General features: G+C 72.5%; 16 protein-coding genes. 8 read left to right on the forward strand and 8 right to left on the reverse strand.

The window, feature by feature from the left end; translation table 11 throughout:
• The first annotated feature begins 62 nt into the window (after positions 1-62).
• Positions 63-1,394, forward strand: a complete 1,332-nt coding sequence (locus tag BJP65_RS16930; RefSeq protein WP_070408232.1) for a lytic transglycosylase domain-containing protein — start codon at positions 63-65, stop codon at positions 1,392-1,394.
• A gap of 109 nt (positions 1,395-1,503) precedes the next feature.
• On the opposite strand, the gene BJP65_RS03600 is transcribed toward BJP65_RS16930, so the two are convergent.
• Positions 1,504-3,468 (reverse strand): GDSL-type esterase/lipase family protein, encoded by a 1,965-nt coding sequence (locus BJP65_RS03600; protein WP_070408233.1) that lies wholly within the window; start codon positions 3,466-3,468, stop codon positions 1,504-1,506.
• A 133-nt stretch (positions 3,469-3,601) separates the two neighbouring features.
• On the opposite strand from BJP65_RS03600, the gene BJP65_RS03605 reads away from it, so the two are divergent.
• Positions 3,602-4,213, forward strand: a complete 612-nt coding sequence (locus BJP65_RS03605) for a VTT domain-containing protein (RefSeq protein ID WP_070408234.1) — start codon at positions 3,602-3,604, stop codon at positions 4,211-4,213.
• Between the two features lie 114 nt (positions 4,214-4,327).
• The gene (locus BJP65_RS03610) at positions 4,328-5,110 is read left to right on the forward strand and encodes a DNA/RNA non-specific endonuclease (protein WP_070408235.1); all 783 of its coding nucleotides are present in this window, start codon (positions 4,328-4,330) and stop codon (positions 5,108-5,110) included.
• A gap of 104 nt (positions 5,111-5,214) precedes the next feature.
• On the opposite strand, the gene BJP65_RS03615 is transcribed toward BJP65_RS03610, so the two are convergent.
• The 3 genes from BJP65_RS03615 to BJP65_RS03625 all read right to left on the reverse strand — a co-directional run bounded on the left by BJP65_RS03615 (position 5,215) and on the right by BJP65_RS03625 (position 7,913).
• Positions 5,215-5,817: a bifunctional 2-polyprenyl-6-hydroxyphenol methylase/3-demethylubiquinol 3-O-methyltransferase UbiG gene (locus BJP65_RS03615; protein ID WP_070408236.1), complete on the reverse strand. Its 603-nt coding sequence runs from the start codon at positions 5,815-5,817 to the stop codon at positions 5,215-5,217.
• A 247-nt stretch (positions 5,818-6,064) separates the two neighbouring features.
• Entirely contained in the window at positions 6,065-6,709 is a 645-nt protein-coding gene (locus tag BJP65_RS03620; protein ID WP_055835059.1) for an FMN reductase, read from the reverse strand.
• A 1-nt stretch (position 6,710) separates the two neighbouring features.
• On the reverse strand, positions 6,711-7,913 hold the full coding sequence (locus BJP65_RS03625; protein WP_156784934.1) for an LLM class flavin-dependent oxidoreductase: 1,203 nt from the start codon (positions 7,911-7,913) through the stop codon (positions 6,711-6,713).
• A 180-nt stretch (positions 7,914-8,093) separates the two neighbouring features.
• Between BJP65_RS03625 and BJP65_RS03630 the strand changes: the two genes are divergently transcribed.
• The gene (locus BJP65_RS03630; protein WP_070408237.1) at positions 8,094-9,146 is read left to right on the forward strand and encodes an acyltransferase family protein; all 1,053 of its coding nucleotides are present in this window, start codon (positions 8,094-8,096) and stop codon (positions 9,144-9,146) included.
• Between the two features lie 44 nt (positions 9,147-9,190).
• Here BJP65_RS03630 and efeB read toward each other — a convergent pair whose 3' ends face one another.
• From efeB to efeU, 3 genes are read right to left on the reverse strand one after another with little or no spacing between them, the layout of a single operon-like run.
• The gene (efeB, locus tag BJP65_RS03635; RefSeq protein ID WP_070408238.1) at positions 9,191-10,495 is read right to left on the reverse strand and encodes an iron uptake transporter deferrochelatase/peroxidase subunit; all 1,305 of its coding nucleotides are present in this window, start codon (positions 10,493-10,495) and stop codon (positions 9,191-9,193) included.
• A 2-nt stretch (positions 10,496-10,497) separates the two neighbouring features.
• On the reverse strand, positions 10,498-11,727 hold the full coding sequence (efeO, locus tag BJP65_RS03640; RefSeq protein WP_070408239.1) for an iron uptake system protein EfeO: 1,230 nt from the start codon (positions 11,725-11,727) through the stop codon (positions 10,498-10,500).
• Complete coding sequence (gene efeU / locus BJP65_RS03645; protein WP_070408240.1) at positions 11,724-12,728, reverse strand: iron uptake transporter permease EfeU; 1,005 nt, start codon at positions 12,726-12,728, stop codon at positions 11,724-11,726. Before efeU ends, efeO begins: the two co-directional genes overlap by 4 nt.
• A 251-nt stretch (positions 12,729-12,979) precedes the next feature.
• Between efeU and BJP65_RS03650 the strand changes: the two genes are divergently transcribed.
• Positions 12,980-14,056, forward strand: a complete 1,077-nt coding sequence (locus BJP65_RS03650) for an isopenicillin N synthase family oxygenase (protein ID WP_070408241.1) — start codon at positions 12,980-12,982, stop codon at positions 14,054-14,056.
• Positions 14,057-14,616: 560 nt separating this feature from the next.
• Here the strand turns inward: BJP65_RS03650 and rpsO are convergent.
• Positions 14,617-14,886: a 30S ribosomal protein S15 gene (rpsO, locus tag BJP65_RS03655; protein ID WP_055835040.1), complete on the reverse strand. Its 270-nt coding sequence runs from the start codon at positions 14,884-14,886 to the stop codon at positions 14,617-14,619.
• Between the two features lie 179 nt (positions 14,887-15,065).
• On the opposite strand from rpsO, the gene BJP65_RS03660 reads away from it, so the two are divergent.
• The 3 genes from BJP65_RS03660 (at position 15,066) to BJP65_RS03670 (ending at position 17,726) form a co-directional block, all read left to right on the forward strand.
• On the forward strand, positions 15,066-15,287 hold the full coding sequence (locus tag BJP65_RS03660) for a DUF167 domain-containing protein (protein ID WP_055835037.1): 222 nt from the start codon (positions 15,066-15,068) through the stop codon (positions 15,285-15,287).
• Positions 15,284-16,585 carry an MFS transporter gene (locus BJP65_RS03665; RefSeq protein WP_070408242.1) on the forward strand — a complete coding sequence of 434 codons (1,302 nt, stop codon included), beginning with the start codon at positions 15,284-15,286 and terminating at the stop codon, positions 16,583-16,585. Before BJP65_RS03660 ends, BJP65_RS03665 begins: the two co-directional genes overlap by 4 nt.
• A 220-nt stretch (positions 16,586-16,805) precedes the next feature.
• Positions 16,806-17,726 (forward strand): DMT family transporter, encoded by a 921-nt coding sequence (locus BJP65_RS03670; protein WP_082509310.1) that lies wholly within the window; start codon positions 16,806-16,808, stop codon positions 17,724-17,726.
• Positions 17,727-17,758: the final 32 nt, after the last annotated feature.

Raw genomic sequence — 17,758 nt, forward strand, 5'->3', positions numbered from 1 at the left:
CCCTACCAGCGCCGCGCGGAACGGGGTGGTCACCGCACGGCTTCGTGCTTTAGCGTGACCTCATGGGCATCATCCGTCGCAGCAGTCACACGCTCCTCGTGTGCGTGCTCCTCGGCGCGGCGATGGCCCCTCTGTCGGCCGCCGCCGCCTCACCCGCCTCCGCGACGAGGGCCGTGACCGCCGCCGTCGATGAGGCGGCCGTCGCCCAGGTGAAGCAGGCGCTGGATGCCGCGGAGCAGTCCGCCGCGTCGGCGTCGCGTCGCGCGCTCGACACCTCGGCGACCGCCGAGCGCACCCGACTGCTCGCGGAGTCCACCGCCGCCCGCGCCGAGACGCTGACGGCGCAGAGCACCGCCGCCGACGCGCACCTCTCGTCCACCCGCACCCGGGCGGGCGCCAGCGCCTCGCGCCTCTACCGCACCACCGGGAGCGGCCCCCTCGTGGCGCAGCTGCTGACGGGCGCCGATCCCGACTCCGTGCTGTCGCGTCTGGGCATCCTGGATCGGATGGCCACCGTCGCGGCGCGCACGGCCGGCCAGGCCCGCAGCGCGGCCGACGTCGCCACGTCTCTGCGCACCCAGGCGGAGCAGGCCCGCGCCGAGGCCGCACGCCTGGCGGGCGAGGCGCAGACGACGGCGGCGGCCGCCGCCGCCGAGGCCACGACCGAGACGGCGACCGTCGCCGCCGCCCAGGCTCAGCTGAACGACCTGTACGCGCAGCTGGCCGAGTTGCGGCGCACGACCGCCGAGCAGGAGCGCGCGGCGCGCGAGCGCGAGAAGGCCGAACGCGACGCCGCCGAGCCCGGCGGGTCGACCGGCGGCGGTCCAGGCTCCGGGGGCGAGGGCGGTGGGTCCGGCGGCGGCTCGGGCTCCGGCGGCGGCGACTCGGGCGGCGGGTCCACTCCCGGCGGCGGGTCCGGCGACGGCGGCGGCTCCGGGGGCGGGTCGAATCCCGGCGGCGGGAACGGCGGCGGCTCCGGCAGCGGCGGCGGGGACTCAGGCGGCGGCGGGAACTCCGACGGCGGCAGTGGCGGAAACGGCGGCGGCGGCTCGGGCGGCGGCTCGACGGCCCCCGCCGGCCCGGTGATGAGCCCGAGCGAGGCGCGCACCCACGCGCGCGGAGCGATCAGCGGCTACGGCTGGGGCGACGACCAGTTCTCGTGCCTCGTGTCGCTGTGGAACCGCGAGTCGGGCTGGCGGGCCGACGCGCTGAACCCCGGGAGCGGCGCCTACGGCATCCCCCAGGCCCTTCCCGGCGAGAAGATGGCCTCGGCGGGTCTCGACTGGCGCTCGAACGCGGCGACGCAGATCTCGTGGGGCCTGCGCTACATCGCCGACCGCTACGGCAGCCCCTGCGGCGCATGGGCGCACTCGGAACGCACCGGCTGGTACTGACGCGGCCCCGCCGCCCGCTAGCTCACGAGACCACCCGTCCTTCGCGAACGCACGGGCCGTGGCGTGTGCTCTCGACGACACCACCACGACGTCCGCGACAAGGCCCTCGTCAGACGGCGCGGGTACGCTCGCGATCGCCGCGGGTGGGCAGCTCGACGTAGCCCGCGTGCTTCGCCCGGATGCCGTCGCCCGCGGTGCGTCCGCGGACGCGGCGCCACACCCACGGCAGGGCGTCGCGCGTGAGCCAGGCGCCGTGCGGGGCGTCATCGTCGGCGTGCAGCGCCTCGTCGAGTCCGAGCAGCGCCGACGCGTCGGGCACCCCCAGGGCCTCGGCCGCGCGATAGGCCACGAGGCGATGCCCGGCCGAACGCAGGTGCACCAGATCGTCGGCCCAGTGCGGCAGCTCGCCGAGGTCGGCGACGGCCTCGAGGTCGAGCAGGATCGCACCCTGCTCCTGCGCGATGCGCCGCAGTTCGACGTTGTACGTCGCGAAGCGTCGCGCGAAGATGCGGGCCGCCGCGCGTCGGGGCAGGAAGGTCGTCACCAGGAGCACGTCGGCGCCCGTCCGGCGGATCGCGCGCACGGCGGACTCGACCTCGGCGACGATGGCCGGGATGACGGGCGCCGGTCCCACGAGGTCGTTGGCGCCGATGAGGATCGACACGAGGTCGGGCTCGAGGGCGAGCGCCGCGGGGACCTGCTCGTCGATCAGGTGACGCACCCGACGGCTGCGCACGGCCAGGTTGGCGTAGCGGAAAGGGCCCGCGTCGCTGGTGTGCGCCAGCAGCTCGGCCAGACGATCCGCCCACCCGCGGTACTGCCCCGCCGGCATGCGCGACGCGTCGCACAGGCCCTCGGTCAACGAGTCGCCGAGCGCGACGAAGCGCGTCCACCGCCCCCGGGTGCGGGATGCCGACAGGGCGGCCGGTCGCGTTCCCCCGCGCAGCAGCATGCTGTCGTCGACGGCGCGGAGGGCGACGGCATCCTGGTAGTGCCCGACCAGGTCGCGGGTGAGGGCCTGCCAGGTGCGCCCCTGCACCGCCTCGCGCGCGGCGCGGGCGAACGCGCGGCGCTTCGACTCGTCGCCGACGAGATCGGCGACGCGGGCGCGCAGGTCGTCGAGGTCGCCGGGACGGTACAGCCAGCCGTCGACGCTGGAGCGCACCAGGTCGAGCGGCCCGCCCACGCCGGTCGCCACCACGGGAACACCGCTGGCGAGGGCCTCCTGGATGGTCTGGCCGAACGTCTCGCTCTCACCCGGGTGCACGAACACGTCGAAGCCGGCCATGGCCTGCGCCAACGCCGCACCCGACAGGTGCCCGGTGAAGACGGCATCCGGAATCGCCCCCTCGAGCGCGGGCCGCGAGGGGCCGTCGCCGACGATCACCAGGCGCGTGCCGGGTACGTCGGCGAGCGCGCGCAGGTCGTCGACCTGCTTCTCGGGGGCGAGGCGCCCGACGTACCCCACGATGCGTTCACCGTTCGGGGCCACCTCGGCCCGCCACGCGTCGTCGCGGTGCTCGGGCGCGAAGCGGACCGCATCCACTCCCCGACCCCAGCGGCGGATGCGGTCGACGCCCAGACCCTCGAGCTGGCGCGTCGACGCCGACGACGGCGCGAGGGTGAGCGTGGCGCGGCGGTGCAGGCGGGCGACGTGCCCCGCGACGAGCGCCGTGGCGTGGGGCAGGCCGTACTTCTGCGAGTAGGCGACGACGTCGGTCTGGTAGACCGCGACCGAGGGGATCCTCAGCGCGTCGGCGGCGGCGAGCCCCTGCCAGCCGAGCACGAACGGGGATGCCAGGTGCACCACGTCGGGATCGAAGTCACGCAGGAGGGCCCCGAGGCGGGCCGCCCGGGCGAACACCACGCGCACCTCGGGGTACGACGGCAGCGGCACCGAGCGCAGCAGCTCGGTGCGGGCGCCGTGCAGATCGGCGGTGACATCGCCCGACTTCGGAGCGATGACCAGGGTCTCGTGCCCCGCTTCGGCCAGATGGCGCAGCACATGCAGAACGGAACCGGTGACCCCGTTCATGTGGGGAAGGAAGGATTCGGCCAGCAGCGCGACTCTCACGCCTCCAGGGTGGGACCTCGGGCGGGCCGGTGGGGGCCGGATCGGGGCCAGGTTCGCGATGTTCACCCGATGCTCCGCTGGGCGTCACCGCCGCGTGGGCGGGGCGTCTCGATCGGCGGCGGAGAGTGACGGAATGGACGGTGTCGACGGGTGGCTGCAGGCGATCGCCGCGAGCCCGTGGGCCCTGCTCGGCATGGCGGTCCTCGTGTTCGCCGACGCCTTCCTCGTCGTCATCCCGGGCGAGGCGGCCGTCACCGCCTTCGGGGCACTGGCGGTGTCGCACGGCACGCCGCCGCTCGTCGGGGTCGTGCTCGTCGCCGCAGCCGCGGCCTTCGCCGGCGACGCCTGCTGCTACCTGGTCGGTCGCACGGTCGGCGTCGAGCGCTGGGCGTGGATGCGCCGCCCCCGCGTGCGCGCCGCCCTCGCCTGGGCGCGGGCGCGCCTGGAACGCAACGCCGCCGTGGTGCTGTTCACCGCGCGGTTCGTGCCCTTCGCGCGCCTCGCGGTCAACCTGGCCGCGGGCGCCGCGCGGGTGGCTCCGGCGCGCTACCTCGGGGTGGCGGCGGTCGCGGCGCTCGCCTGGGCGGCGTACCAGGCCGTGATCGGCGCGATCGTGGCCGCGGTGGTGCCGGGCGGGCCGGTCGTCGCGGTGGTCGTGTCGATCGTCGTGGCGGTGGGGATCGGCGTGGGGATCGATCTCGTGCTGGCGCGTCGTGCGAAGCGCAGGGTGGCGTCGCGGGGCTGATCGTCGGCGGCGGATGCCGGACCCCGGGCGCGACGCCGACGCGGGCCGGGTCTTCACACGATGTTCTCCGCGCGCGTCTGTCGCGATGTCGGAGGCCCCGGGCAGCATGGGGGCATGAGCGACGGCTACGACCCGGACTTCCTCGGCATCCCCCTGCCCCTCCCCTCCCCCACCGCGCCGGTCACCCGGCTCGACTACCCGCGGTTCTCGGTGCTCCTCGACGAGGAGCGGCGGTTCGCCGCCGTCACCGGGGTGGTCATCGACGGGGCGACGCTGCGCGAGCAGCCGCGCACGGGCGAGTGGCGGCTCGATCCGCGCGTCTCCGCCGACGCGCAGGCGGGACCCGAGGTCTACAGCCGCAACGACCTCGACCGCGGCCATCTCGTGCGGCGGCGCGATCCGGGCTGGGGCTCGGCGTCCGAGGCTCGAGCTGCCACCGAGGCGACGTTCTTCTACACGAACGCCGCTCCCCAGGCTGCGGGTTTCAACCAGTCGAAAGAGCTCTGGCTGGGCCTCGAAGACCACGTGCTCGCCTACGCCGAGACGACCGACCGGCGTCTCGCGGTGTTCACCGCCCCGGTGCGGGGCGCCGACGACCCGCCGTATCGCGGCATCCGCGTGCCCCTGCGGTTCTGGAAGATCGCCGCCTGGCGCGACGGCGACGCCCTGGCGGCGGCGGGCTTCGTGCTCGATCAGAGCGCGCTCGTCGACACGCGGCAGGCTCTGACGGTGGCACCGCTCGGGGCGTTCCGCACGTTCCAGGTGCCCATCGCCGACATCGCGGCCGAGGCGGGTGTCGACGTGGGGCCGCTGCAGGCCGCCGACACGTTCGTGCGGCGGGGGCTGCGCCCGGTCGCGGCGCGCGAACTGCGCAGCGCCGACGACATCGTGCTGTGAGGCGAGCGCGCCGACGCCTCGCTACCCCGCGCAGCACGGCGGCTCGCCCGTCGACGCCTCCGCGAGCGACGACCCCGCGACGTCGGGGCCGCCGACCCGGCGCGTCAACCCACCCGCACCGCGTGCAGAAGGGTGTCGATCGCCGCGGAGGCGTGCCCGCCCCGCAGCTCGGCATCGGCGCTCGTGCGCGTGATGCGCTCGCAGCGCTCGATGCGGAACCTCTCGTCGAGGGCGCTGCGCAGCAGTTTGGGCGTGTACAGGATCGCGGGGTCGGTCGGTCCGTGACCACCGGCGGCGATGTTGTCGACATCGTGACCGATCACGACGAGCGACCCCCCGGGTGCGACCCACTCCGCGATCCGCGCGACGGCGGCGGCGCTGTCGGGCAGGTGCAGGTAGCACGACACGACGAGGTCGACGGGAGTCGCGGGCTCCCACTCGTGCACGTCTGCACGTGTCCAGGTGACCGCGTCACCCCCGGGCCGCGCCGCGGCGAGCGCGAGACCGGCGCCCGAGAAGTCGACTCCCGTGCAGCTCCAGCCGCGCCCGGCGAGCCACAGCGCCGTGCGCCCGTCGCCGGTCGCGACGTCGATGGCGGTTCCCGGCGGCAGCGTCGCCGCGATCTCGCGCACGGCGGCGGGCGGCTGGGTGGCCCACACTCCTCCGGCCGAGGCGCGGTATCGCTCGTCCCACTGCGCGGCATCCATCGCGGCTCCTTCTGCTCGCCCCCACCCTAGGGCGGGTTCGCTCCGGGCCGGGTGCACGGGCTCAGCGATGCGGTTCCTCGAACGCGCGCGCGGCCGCCCACTCCGACGCCACAACCTCAGCGATGTGCACAACCTCAGCCCGAACGGGCCCCTCCCGGCTGAGGTCGTGCTCATGACCGAGGTTGTGCCCGGCCCGGCACACGACGACGCCCCGCCGCCCGCGAGGGCGACGGGGCGTCATGCGGGGTCACTCCCCCGACAGACCACCCAGCAGGTGGCCGAACGAGCGGCCCTCGCCGAGGTACGACGACGGGTCGAACGGATCGGCGTCGCGTACCGGCTCGCGCGCGGCGATCGCGTCGGCGAACTCCCGGGCTCCGCGGTCGACGCGCGAGCCCAGCGGGGCGACCTCGTCGGCGTTCGATCCCCAGTCGCTGGATGCCGCGAACACACCGGTCGGCACGGGATTGGCGTGCAGGTAGGTGAACAGCGGCCGGATGGCGTAGTCGATCGCGAGCGAGTGACGCGCCGTCCCCGCGTTCGCGCCGATCAGCACGGGCGTGCCGTTCAGCGCCTGCGGGTCGAGCACGTCGATGAACGACTTGAACAGGCCCGAGTAGCTGGTCGAGAAGATCGGCGTCACGGCGATGATGCCGTCGGCCGACACGACCGTGTTGATCATCTGCTCCAGCGCCGGGGGTGCGAAGCCGGTGAGCAGGTTGTCGGTGAGGTCGTGCGCGTAGTCGCGCAGTTCGAACACGTCGCTGGTGGCGTCGATGCCGCGCTCGCGCAGCTCGGCCAGAGCCGCGTGGGCGAGGCGGTCACCGAGCATGCGCGTCGACGACGGCGTGGACAGTCCCGCGGTGATCACCGCGATGCGGCGGGCGGCCACGTCAGGCCCCCACGCGCGTCGCGGCGGAACCGAAGGCGCTGCCGGCCTTCACGGCATCCTGGTACGGGCTGCCCGCGGTGAGGTTGTCGCCGCGGTTCGCGGCGGGAACGGCCTGGCGCGGAGCGGCACCGGCGTACGCCTTCTCGACCATGTTGGCGTGCGTGGGCGCGTCGGGCACCTCGGCGGGGCGGTTCTTCTGCAGCTCCTTGCGCAGCACCGGCACGACCTCGGAGCCCAGGATGTCGAGCTGCTCGAGCACCGTCTTGGTGGGAAGCCCCGCATGGTCGATGAGGAACAGCTGGCGCTGGTAGTCGCCGTAGGTCTCGCGCATCGACGCGTAGCGGTCGATGATCTGCTGCGGCGAGCCGACGGTCAGCGGGGTCATCTCGCTGAAGTCCTCGAGGCTCGGGCCGTGGCCGTAGACGGGGGCGTTGTCGAAGTAGGGGCGGAACTCCCGCACGGCGTCCTGCGAGTTGGAGCGCATGAACACCTGTCCGCCGAGCCCGACGATCGCCTGCTGGGGCGTGCCGTGGCCGTAGTGGGCGAAGCGCTCGCGGTACAGCGTGATGAGACGCTGGTAGTGCTCCTTGGGCCAGAAGATGTTGTTGGCGAAGAAGCCGTTGCCGTAGTACGCGGCCTGCTCGGCGATCTCCGGGGTGCGGATGGAGCCGTGCCAGACGAACGGCGCGACGCCGTCGAGGGGACGCGGGGTCGAGGTGAAGCCCTGCAGCGGGGTGCGGAACTTCCCCTCCCAGTCGACGACGTCCTCGCGCCACAGCTTGTGCAGCAGGTCGTAGTTCTCGATGGTCAGGGGCAGACCCTGGCGGATGTCCTTGCCGAACCAGGGGTACACGGGTCCGGTGTTGCCCCGGCCGAGCATGAGGTCGGCGCGGCCCCCCGACACGTGCTGCAGCATGGCGAAGTCTTCGGCGATCTTCACCGGGTCGTTCGTGGTGATGAGCGTCGTCGAGGTCGTGAGGATGAGGCGCTCGGTCTGCGCGGCGATGTACGCCAGCGTGGTCGTGGGCGACGACGACCAGAACGGCGGGTTGTGGTGCTCGCCGAGGGCGAAGACGTCGAGGCCGACCTCTTCGGTGTGCTTCGCGATGGTCAGCGTGTCCTTGATGCGCTGCGCTTCGCTGGGCGTCTGACCGGTGGTCGGGTCCTGGGTGATGTCGCTCACCGTCATGACGCCGAACTGCATTCCGGGCCAGTTGTTCGTCTCGTTCACCGTGCTCATCTGAATCAGCGCCCCTCTTATTTGTATGCAACTGAATATACATGCTCCAACGTGCGAGGCCGAGCTTTATTCCGCGTTACCTCATCGGCATCCGGAATCCACCCCCGTGGACCGCCGCTCCCGGCGCGGATATCGTCGCTGGCGATGACGACACCGACCCGTGTGCCCTTCTGGGACAACGCCCGCTTCGCCGCGATCGTGCTCGTCGTGTTCGGTCACGCCGTGCAGCGACTGACCTACGATTCGGATGCCGCCGAGGCGCTGTACCTGCTCGTCTACGCGTTCCACATGCCCCTGTTCGCCCTCGTCGCGGGCTACTTCTCGTCGTCGGCTGAACCGACCCGCCGACGGATGGCGCGACTGTTCACCGACCTGATCGCGCCGTACCTGATCTTCGAGACGCTCTGGACGATCACCCAGCTGCTCGTGACCGGCCGGACCGACCTCGATCCGGCCCAGCCGTCGTGGACGCTGTGGTTCCTGCTGGCGCTGGCGCTGTTCCGACTCGTGCTGCCGTACCTCGCGCTGCTGCGCGCGCCCGTGCTGTGGGCGCTGGCGATCTCGATCGTCGCCGGGTACCTCCCCGGCATCGACTCGACCCTCTCGCTCTCGCGCTTCCTCGGCCTGCTGCCGTTCTTCACCCTCGGGTGGTGGCTGCGCGAGCGGGACGTCGTCGCGCGCCGGGGGCTGCTCGACGCCCGACCGGTGTGGCTGCGGATCGTCGCCGCCCTCGTCCTGGCCGGAGCCGGGGCGATCGCGTTCGCCTTCGTCGACGTCTGGCGCGACGTGCGCCTGGGCACGTGGTTCTTCTTCGTCGACACGTACGCCGACCTGGGCGCCCCGCACTGGTGGGCGGGCGGGGTACGGCTCGCGATCATCGCGCTCGCGCTCGTGCTGATGACGGCGTTCCTGCTGCTCGTCCCGCGCCGCGAGACGTCGTGGACGCACCTCGGCCGGTGCACGATGTACGTCTACCTGCTGCACACGTTCGTGCTGTACCCGTTCCGCCAGTCGGGCGTCCTGCGGGGTCTCGAACCCGCGGCGCTGTGGATCCCCCTCATCGCCGTCGCGAGCGTGGCGATCGCCGTCGGCCTGTCGAGCGGCCCCGCGCGCCGACTCGCCCGCCCCCTGGTGGAACCCCGGATGCCGTGGCTCTTCCGCGACCGGGAGCTGGGGGCGGGTCGCGGGTCGCGGTAGGTGTCCCTCAGCGCCCCGCGCGCGTCACGCAGGCGTCGGCTTCCTCACGCGCCGAGCAGCCCCGCCCCGACCGACTCCCCCGCGGCCGGCGCCGGCGGTACGGCCCACAGCCCCGACCCGACGTGACGGACGTACTCGTTCATCGCATCGGTCGACAGGGACCGCTGCAGGGTGACGTAGCGGTCGGGGGCCTTCTGGAACGACAGGAAGAAGAGCCCGGCGTTCAGCCGCCCGAGATCGGTCGTCCCGTCGACGAAGTTGTACCCGCGGCGCAGGATCTGAATGCCGCCGTTCGTGTCGGGGTGCGCCAGGCGCACGTGGCTGCGCGGGTCGATGCGCGGTTGCCCCGCGGCATCCGTCGCCTGGAAGTCGGGCTTCGTGAACTCGTCGCCACCCGAGAGCGGCGCTCCCTGCCCCTTGTCGCGGCCGATCACGCGGTCCTGCTCGGCGAGGCGGGTGCGGTCCCACGTCTCGATGAGCATCGCGATGCGCCGCGCCACGAGGTACGACCCGCCGACCAGCCACGCCGGACCCTCGGATGCCGACACCCAGACGTTGTCGTCGAGGGCGGCGGTGTCGTCGGCGAGCACGTTGGCCGTGCCGTCCTTGAACCCGAAGAGGTTCCGCGGGGTGGCCTGCGCGGCCGTGGTCTTGGACGTGCGACCGAAGCCCAACTGCGACCACCGGATCGTCGCCCGCCCGAAGGCGATGCGGCTGAGGTTGCGGATCGCGTGCACGGCCACCTGCGGATCGTCGGCGCAGGCCTGGATGCACAGGTCGCCGTCGGACCGCAGCGGGTCGAGGTCGTCACCGAGGAACGCCGGCAGCCGCTCGAGCCCCGCCGGACGCTGCCCCTCGAGGCCGAAGCGCGCGTCGAACAGGGTCGGACCGAAGCCGACCGTGATCGTGAGGTTGCTCGCCGGGAGCCCCACCGCCTCGCCCGTGTCGTCGGGCGGTGCCTGCGGCGACCCGCCGACCGCCCCCGTCGCACTGACGTCGAGCCCCTGCATCATGCGGGTGGCCGCGTACGTCCAGTCCGACAGCAGCTCGGCGAGATCGTCGCGGGTGGTGCGGGCCATCATGTCGTACGAGGCGAAGTGCAGGTGGTCCTGCACCGGTGTGGTGATGCCGACCTGATGGATGCCGGAGGCCGGGGCCGTGGCATCCATCGCCCGCCGCGCCTGATCCTGACCGTACGCGGCACCGCCCGCGAACCCGCCGCCGGCGCCGACGGCGAGGCCGGCCGCACCCGCCCCGATCGCGAGCCCCATCAGGCCGCGTCGGGACAGGCCGGTGGCCTCCGGGGTCGGGTCGGAGACCGTGGTCGGGGTCTGCTCTTCGTCGGTCACGCTCACTCCAGAACGGTCACCGTGAGCTGCGAGAGCGGCTCGGCCAGCGCATTGATGAGATCGGTGAACTGGCGCTTGTCGGCGTCGGTGAGCTGCGAGTAGGCGACGAAGCCCGCGTCGGCCGAACCGTGCGCGGCCAGGGCCGCTTCGAGGTCGGCGTACCCGGTGTCGATGCGGGTGACCAGGGTCGTGCCCTTGTCGCCCTTCGATTCGGCGAAGTCCCGCACGAGCGAGAAGGCCATCTTCGAACCCTCGACGTTGGCGGCGAAGTCGTACAGGTCGGTGCCCGACCACCAGTCCTCTTCGCCGCTGATCTTGCCCGTGGCGACCTCGTCGAGCAGCGCGATCGCACCGTTCGAGATGCCCGCGACGCCCTGCGCGTCCAGCGCCTGCACGAACTCGTCGCCGTGCACGTAGTCGTACAGCTCCTGCGTGTCGGCGATGAGCTTGTCGCCGTAGGTGGCGCGCTCGGCCGGGGTGGACGGCGCCCAGTCCTTCCACGCCGGCGTCTCGCCGTCCGCGTTCAGCGCGTCCTGCGCGGGAACCCACAGGTCCTTCTCGATGCGGTGGAAGCCGGTCCAGTCCAGGCCCTCCGCCACGGCGTCGACCTCGCGGTAGTCGATGCGCGGGTCGAGATCGCCCAGGGCCTCGGCGATCGGCTCGATGCGCTCGTAGTAGGCCCGCACGCGCGGGAACTGCGTCTGCGCAGCCGCGTCGTCGCCCGACTCGTAGGCGGCGACGAAGGTCTGCACCGCGGGGAGCAGCTGACCCACCTGGTCCTTCACGAAGGCGGCGTACAGGTCGACGGCCTGCTGCTTCTGCTCGGCATCCGGTCCCGTCACGGCCACGGCGTCGCCGGTGACCGAGAAGCTTGCCCGGCCCACGCCGTCGCCCACCATGCCGGGCTTGCAGAGGGTGAAGTAGTCGCCGGGCTGCGCGACGACGGTGAGGTTGCGCGACGCGCCGGGGGCGATGTTCTCGACCTCGCCGACGATGCGCAGGCCGTCGGAGGCCAGCAGGTAGAACTCCGTCGTCTGGTCGCCCTTGTTGCTCACGTCGAAGGCGACGGTGCCGCTGGGGGCGGATCCCGCCGACACGGCGCACCCGTCACCGGTCGAGGTGACCGTGAGGGCACCGGAGGCGGCCGCGTCGGTCTTGGCGACGCAGCCCGAGAGGACGAGGACGGCCGCGCCGGCGACGGCCGTGGCCGCGAGGAGGCGAGTCGAGGTCATGATGCTCCATTCGGATGGGTGGATGCCGCGGCGTCGGGTACGCGAGCGGCGTCGAGGGTCTGTGGGGTGGGGCTCACGCTCGCATCCGACGCCGCGTCGGCGGCGCGGGGCTTCGGTCGCCGGTTCGCGCGCACTCCGCGCACGAACAGCGGCACGACGATCGCGATGTACAGGGCCCAGGCGATGACCTGCAGCCAGGTCATGGCGGGCATGAAGCCGACCGTGGCCTGCAGCAGCGCGGCGAGCGCCTCACCGGGGGCGATGGTGTCCGAGACGTCGAACGCCCAGCCGAAGGGGAACCCGCTCCAGCCCGTCGCCACGAGGCCGGTGACGGGGTCGAGGGGGGCGGCGCTGCCGAAGGGGCCGGGAAGGGCACCGGCTTCCTGCAGGTCGTGCAGCGCGTAGGCGAGCACCCCGGCGGCGACCACGACGAGGAAGCCGCCGGTCCAGGTGAAGAAGCGACCGAGGTTCAGACGCAGCATCCCCCGCGCGATCAGCCAGCCCAGCAGAACGGCGGCGATCAGGCCGACGAGCGCACCGAGAAGGGCCGCGGGCGTGTCACCGAACGACTGCACCATCGACCACAGCAGCAGCGTCGTCTCGACCCCCTCGCGCGCCACCGAGACGAAGCCGATCACGACGATCGCCCAGACGCCGCCGCGGAGCGCCCTGTCGACGCCCCCCTCGAGACCGGCCTTGAGCGTGCGGCCGGCCCGCTGCATCCAGAAGATCATCCACGTCACCATCGCCACCGCGAGCAGCGACAGCCCGCCGCCGAGCAGCTCCTGCGCTTCGAACGTGAGCATGTACGCGCCGAAGGTGAACACGGCGCCGACCGCGAGGGCGAGGGCGATCGCGAGCCCCACGCCCATCCACAGCCGCGGGAGGGCGTCGCGACGCCCGAGGCGCGTGAGGTAGGCCACGAGGATGCCCACGACGAGCGCGGCCTCGAGGCCTTCGCGAAGGCCGATGAGGAAGGTGGCGAAGAAGCTGGCAAGCACGGGCGGGGTTCCGACTCTCGGGTTTCGGGTGGGGCGCCGCGGCACTGCGGGAAGGTAAGGACAGCCTCACCTGACCAGGACACGATACGCATCTCCCTGGCCGGTTCGCACCCCGCCGATCGGCGGGGTTTGCCCCGGGAGTGCGATCGACCCGCCTTCGCGCCCCCTCCGTTCCGCCGTCCACGAAGGCTCCGTCGGTAACCATCGGCAACATTCGCGCGGCGCCACGCGGATCGACCTAGCCTCGTCGCATGTCCGACCTCACTCTCCCCGTGCTCGACCTCTCGCTCCTCGACCAGGGTCCGGATGCCGCCGCCCGCTTCCGAGACGAGCTGCGCGCCGCGACCCACGACGTCGGCTTCTTCTACTTGACCGGCACGGGGGTGAGCCCCGCGCTCGAGGCGAGCCTGCTGGAGGCCGCGAAGGACTTCTTTGCGCTGCCCGAGGCCGACAAGCTCGCGATCGAGAACGTCACGAGCCCGCACTTCCGCGGATACACGCGGGTCGGCGGCGAGCGCACGCAGGGCCGGGTCGACTGGCGCGAGCAGATCGACATCGGACCCGAGCGCGAGGCCATCTGGGCCCACACGCCCGGAGGCTCGCCGCGGCGCGCAAGCGACGCGACGAGTGGGCGTGGGGACGACCCCGACGGCCCCGGGTACGACCGGCTGATCGGTCCCAACCTGTGGCCGGCGGCGCAGCCCGAGCTCAAAGAGGTCGTCACCGAGTGGCACGACCACCTCACCGGCGTCGCCCGCAAGCTCCTGCGCGCGTGGGCCCTCGCCCTGGGCGCCGAGGAGCAGTACTTCGACCGCCACTTCGGCGACCCGCAGACGCTCATCAAGATCGTCCGCTACCCCGGCAAGGACGACCCCACGCCCCAACAGGGTGTCGGTGCGCACAAGGACTCGGGCGTCCTGACGCTGCTCTGGGTCGAGCCCGGCAAGGGCGGACTGCAGGTCGAGCGCGACGGCGAGTGGGTCGACGCCCCTCCGGTGTCGGGCGCTTTCGTCGTGAACATCGGAGAGCTCCTCGAGTACGCCACGCAGGGCTACCTCCGGGCGACGAACCACCGCGTGATCTCGCCGCGGTTCCCCGACGAGCGCATCTCGGTGCCGTTCTTCTTCAACCCGGCCCTTGACGCGCGCCTGCCGATCATCGAGCTGCCGGCCGACCTCGCGGCCGAGGCCCACGGCGTCGAAGACGACCCCACCAACCCCATCCACGCCACCTACGGCGAGAACGCGCTCAAGTCGCGCCTGCGCGCGCACCCCGACGTGGCCGAGCGGTGGCACTCCGACCTGGTGGCCGCGCGCGCGGCATCCTGAGTCCGCGTCTCTCGAACGCCCGTCGTCGGTCCGGCCGGCGGCGGGCGTTCGCCGTGCTGGGCGGGGGCGGGGCGGGCGCGGCGGGGCGGGCGCGGCGAGGCGTGCGCACCGGGGGCGGGCCGCGGCCCCGATAGCCCCTGGTACGGGGCTCGACGAGGTACCCGGTCTCATCCGGCCCGACGCCGCGCTCCCTCCCGGCACGCATAAACGCCGTTCCTGCGCATAAACGCTCCGACACCGCGTTTATGCGCAGGAATGGCGTTTATGAGAGCGGGGCGGGCGGATCGGTCGGCCGAGCCGGGACAGCCCCGGCCACGGGCCCCGACGATGCATCGGGTCACGTCCTGCCCGACGCCGCGCTCCCTCCGGGCACGCATAAACGCCATTCCTTCGCATAAAAGCTCAGACACCGCGTTTATGCGCAGGAATGGCGTTTATGGGGACGAGGCGCGGGCATCAGCGCCAGACCCCGGATGCCGGGCGCCCGGCATCCGGGAACAGCGAAGGCCGCCCCACACCGTGGGACGGCCTTCGAGAAAGCGATATACGCGGGGTCGCGCTTAGCGACGGAGACCCAGGCGCTCGATCAGCGAGCGGTAACGCGCGATGTCGATGTCCTGGAGGTAGCCGAGCAGACGGCGGCGCTGACCCACCATCAAGAACAGACCACGACGCGAGTGGTGGTCGTGCTTGTGCTCCTTGAGGTGCTCGGTGAGGTCCTTGATGCGCTGCGTCAGCATCGCGACCTGCACCTCGGGGGATCCGGTGTCACCGGGGTGCGTCGCGTACTGTTCGATGATCGCCTTCTTGGCGTCAGATTCGAGTGGCATAGATGGGATCCCCTTTCTCTCATTGCGCGGCGCCCGACGCCTGATACGTGGGCTCTCTTTATCCGCGGCCGATCAAACGGCAACCGCATGAGTCTACAGCACGGCTCACCCGTTCACACACGCCCGATGCTCTGTGCCTGCGGCGACGCGATGTCGGAGGGCTGGCGTAGCCTCGATCCGTGCAGCTCACCGTCTTCGTCAAGCCGGGTTCCCGCCGCGGCCCGCTGGTCGAAGACGGGCCCGACGGCCTGGTGGTGCACGTCCGCGAACGCGCGGTCGACGGGGCCGCGAACGCCGGCGCCGCGCGCGTGCTCGCGGCGCACTTCGACGTCGCCCCGAGCCGCGTCCGCGTCGTGCGCGGCCACACCGCTCGCGTGAAGCGCTTCGAGGTCGACGAGTGAGCCGTCAGAGCGCCTTCATCGACCTGCGGCCCCTCACCACGTCGCCTGCCTTCGCCCGTCTGTGGATCGGCTCCACCCTGTCGGGGCTCGGCGGGCAGCTGACGGTCGTCGCGGTCATGCTGCACGTGTTCGAGCTGACCCAGAGCACGCTGGCCGTGTCGATGATCGCCGTGGCGGGACTGGTGCCGATGGTCATCGCGGGCCTCTACGGCGGCATGCTCGCCGACGCGTTCGACCGCCGCACGGTCGCCCTGCTCGCCGCCCTCGTCACCTTCGCGTCGACCGGCTTGCTCGCCGCCCTCGCGTGGTCGGGGCTCGAGACGGTCGGCTGGTTGTTCGTCCTGAGCGTCGTGAACTCGGCGGCGAACTCCATCGTCATGGCGACGAAGTCGGCGATCACCCCACGCCTCATCCCCCGCGACCTCCTTCCCGCCGCCGCGGCCCTGCAGGGCGTGACGGTCGGCATCATGGTGATGGCCGGACCCGCCCTCGCCGGTGTGCTCGTCGCCGTCGCGGGGTACGCGTGGACCTACTCGCTCGACGTGCTGCTCATGAGCTCGCTGTTCCTCGGGCTGTGGTCGCTCCCCCGGCTCCGCCCCGAGGGCGTCGTGGTGCGCCCGGGCCTCGAGTCGTTGCGCGACGGCGCGCGGTTCTTGAAACGCGCGCCCAACATCCGCCTGCAGTACGTGCTCGACATCATCGCCATGACCTTCGGCCAGCCGGTGGCACTCTTCCCTGCCATCGGAGCGGTGCTGCTGGGCGGCGGTGCGATCACGACCGGGGTGCTGACCGCGGCGGTCGCGGCGGGGGCGTTCCTCTCCAGCCTGTTCTCGGGGCCGATCGGCCGCGTCCGTCGACAGGGGCTCGGCATCGAACGCGCGATCCAGGTCTACGGCCTCGCGATCGGCCTGTTCGGTCTCGTCCTGCTCGCCGCCACCCTGGGCTGGCTGCGCCCCGACGTCGTCGACGAGACGCACGCCGCGGTCGCGCTGATCGCCCTCGCCGCCGTGGTGCTGGCCGTCTCGGGAGCCGCCGACAACGTCAGCGCGATCTATCGCTCCACCATGATGCAGGCGGCCGTCCCGGATGCCATGCGCGGGCGCCTGCAGGGCATCTTCATCGTCGTGGTCGCCGGCGGCCCACGCGTGGGAGCCCTGTACGCGGGCACCCTCGCGACGGCCACGGCCCTCTGGGTGCCGCCGCTGTTCGGCGGCATCGTGATCCTCGGCCTCGTCGGCACGCTGGTGCGCTTCACGCCCCGGTTCCGCGCGTACGACGCGCTGAACCCGCAGCCCTGACCCCCAGCGCGACGAGAGCCGCGGTGCAGCGCATCGCGCGCACCCCGCTCCGCGGAGGGCACCCGTCCCCGGGTCTTCTCCGCGCGGGGACCCGGGACCCCTCGTGTCGCGGCTCCGTGCGAGCACCGCCCCGCACCCGCACTGCCGACCGTCGGCGGATTTCCGCCGTCGCATCCGCTTCGCCCGCGCGATGTCGGCGCTCGGGCCTAGGGTCGGGATCGTGGCATCCGGTTCCTCTCCCTCCCCCGTCTCCATCGCCGTGCAGTTCGTGCTCACGGGCATCGTGTGGGGCTCGAGCTTCCTCTTCATCGCGATCGCCCTCACCGGAATGACCCCGGCGCAGGTCGCCGGCGGGCGGCTGCTGTTCGGTGCGCTCGCTCTCGCCGCGATCGTCGCGATCCGACGCGAACGCCTCCCCCGCAGCCGACGGGTGTGGGGTCACCTGTGCGTTCTGGCGGCCACGTTCTGCGTCGTGCCGTTCCTGCTGTTCGCCTGGGCCGAGCAGCACGTCTCGTCGGGACTGGCGAGCATCTTCAACGCGACCACGCCGATCATGACCGCGATCATGGCGTGGGCGGTGTTCCGCGTCGAGAGCCTCAAGCCCGGGCAGCTGCTCGGCATCGCCGTGGGCATCGCCGGGGTCGTCGTGATCATCGCGCCGGGCGCGGTCGCCGACGTGGGCGACAGCACGGTCGCGCAGATCGCGCTGCTGGGCGCCACCGCCTGCTACGGCTTCAGCCTCGCGTACATGCGTCGGTTCCTCGGCGACACCGGACTGTCGGGCATCGCCTTCGCCTTCGGTTACATCGGCCCGGCGGCGGCGTTCATGGTGCTGCTGTCGCCCGTGATCCTGGCCGAGCCGATGGACCTGACGACCCCGGTGGTGCTCAGCATCGTCGCCCTGGGGGTACTCGGGACCGGCATCGCCTACGTCTGGAACCAGAACACTCTGCGCGCGTGGGGCCCCACCCGGGCCTCGACCGTCACGTACATCACCCCCGTGGTCGGGGTGGCTCTCGGCATCCTCGTGCTCGGGGAGCGCATCTCGTGGAACGAACCCGTGGGTGCGGCCGTGGTGTTCGTCGGCATCCTGCTCGTACAGCAGAGGCTGCGCCTGCGGCGTCGCGTCACCGCGGGGTGACGCACCGCGGGTGGCTTCCGCGCACGACGGAG

Origin of the sequence: Microbacterium sp. BH-3-3-3 (assembly GCF_001792815.1) — a bacterium.
GTDB lineage: Bacteria > Actinomycetota > Actinomycetes > Actinomycetales > Microbacteriaceae > Microbacterium.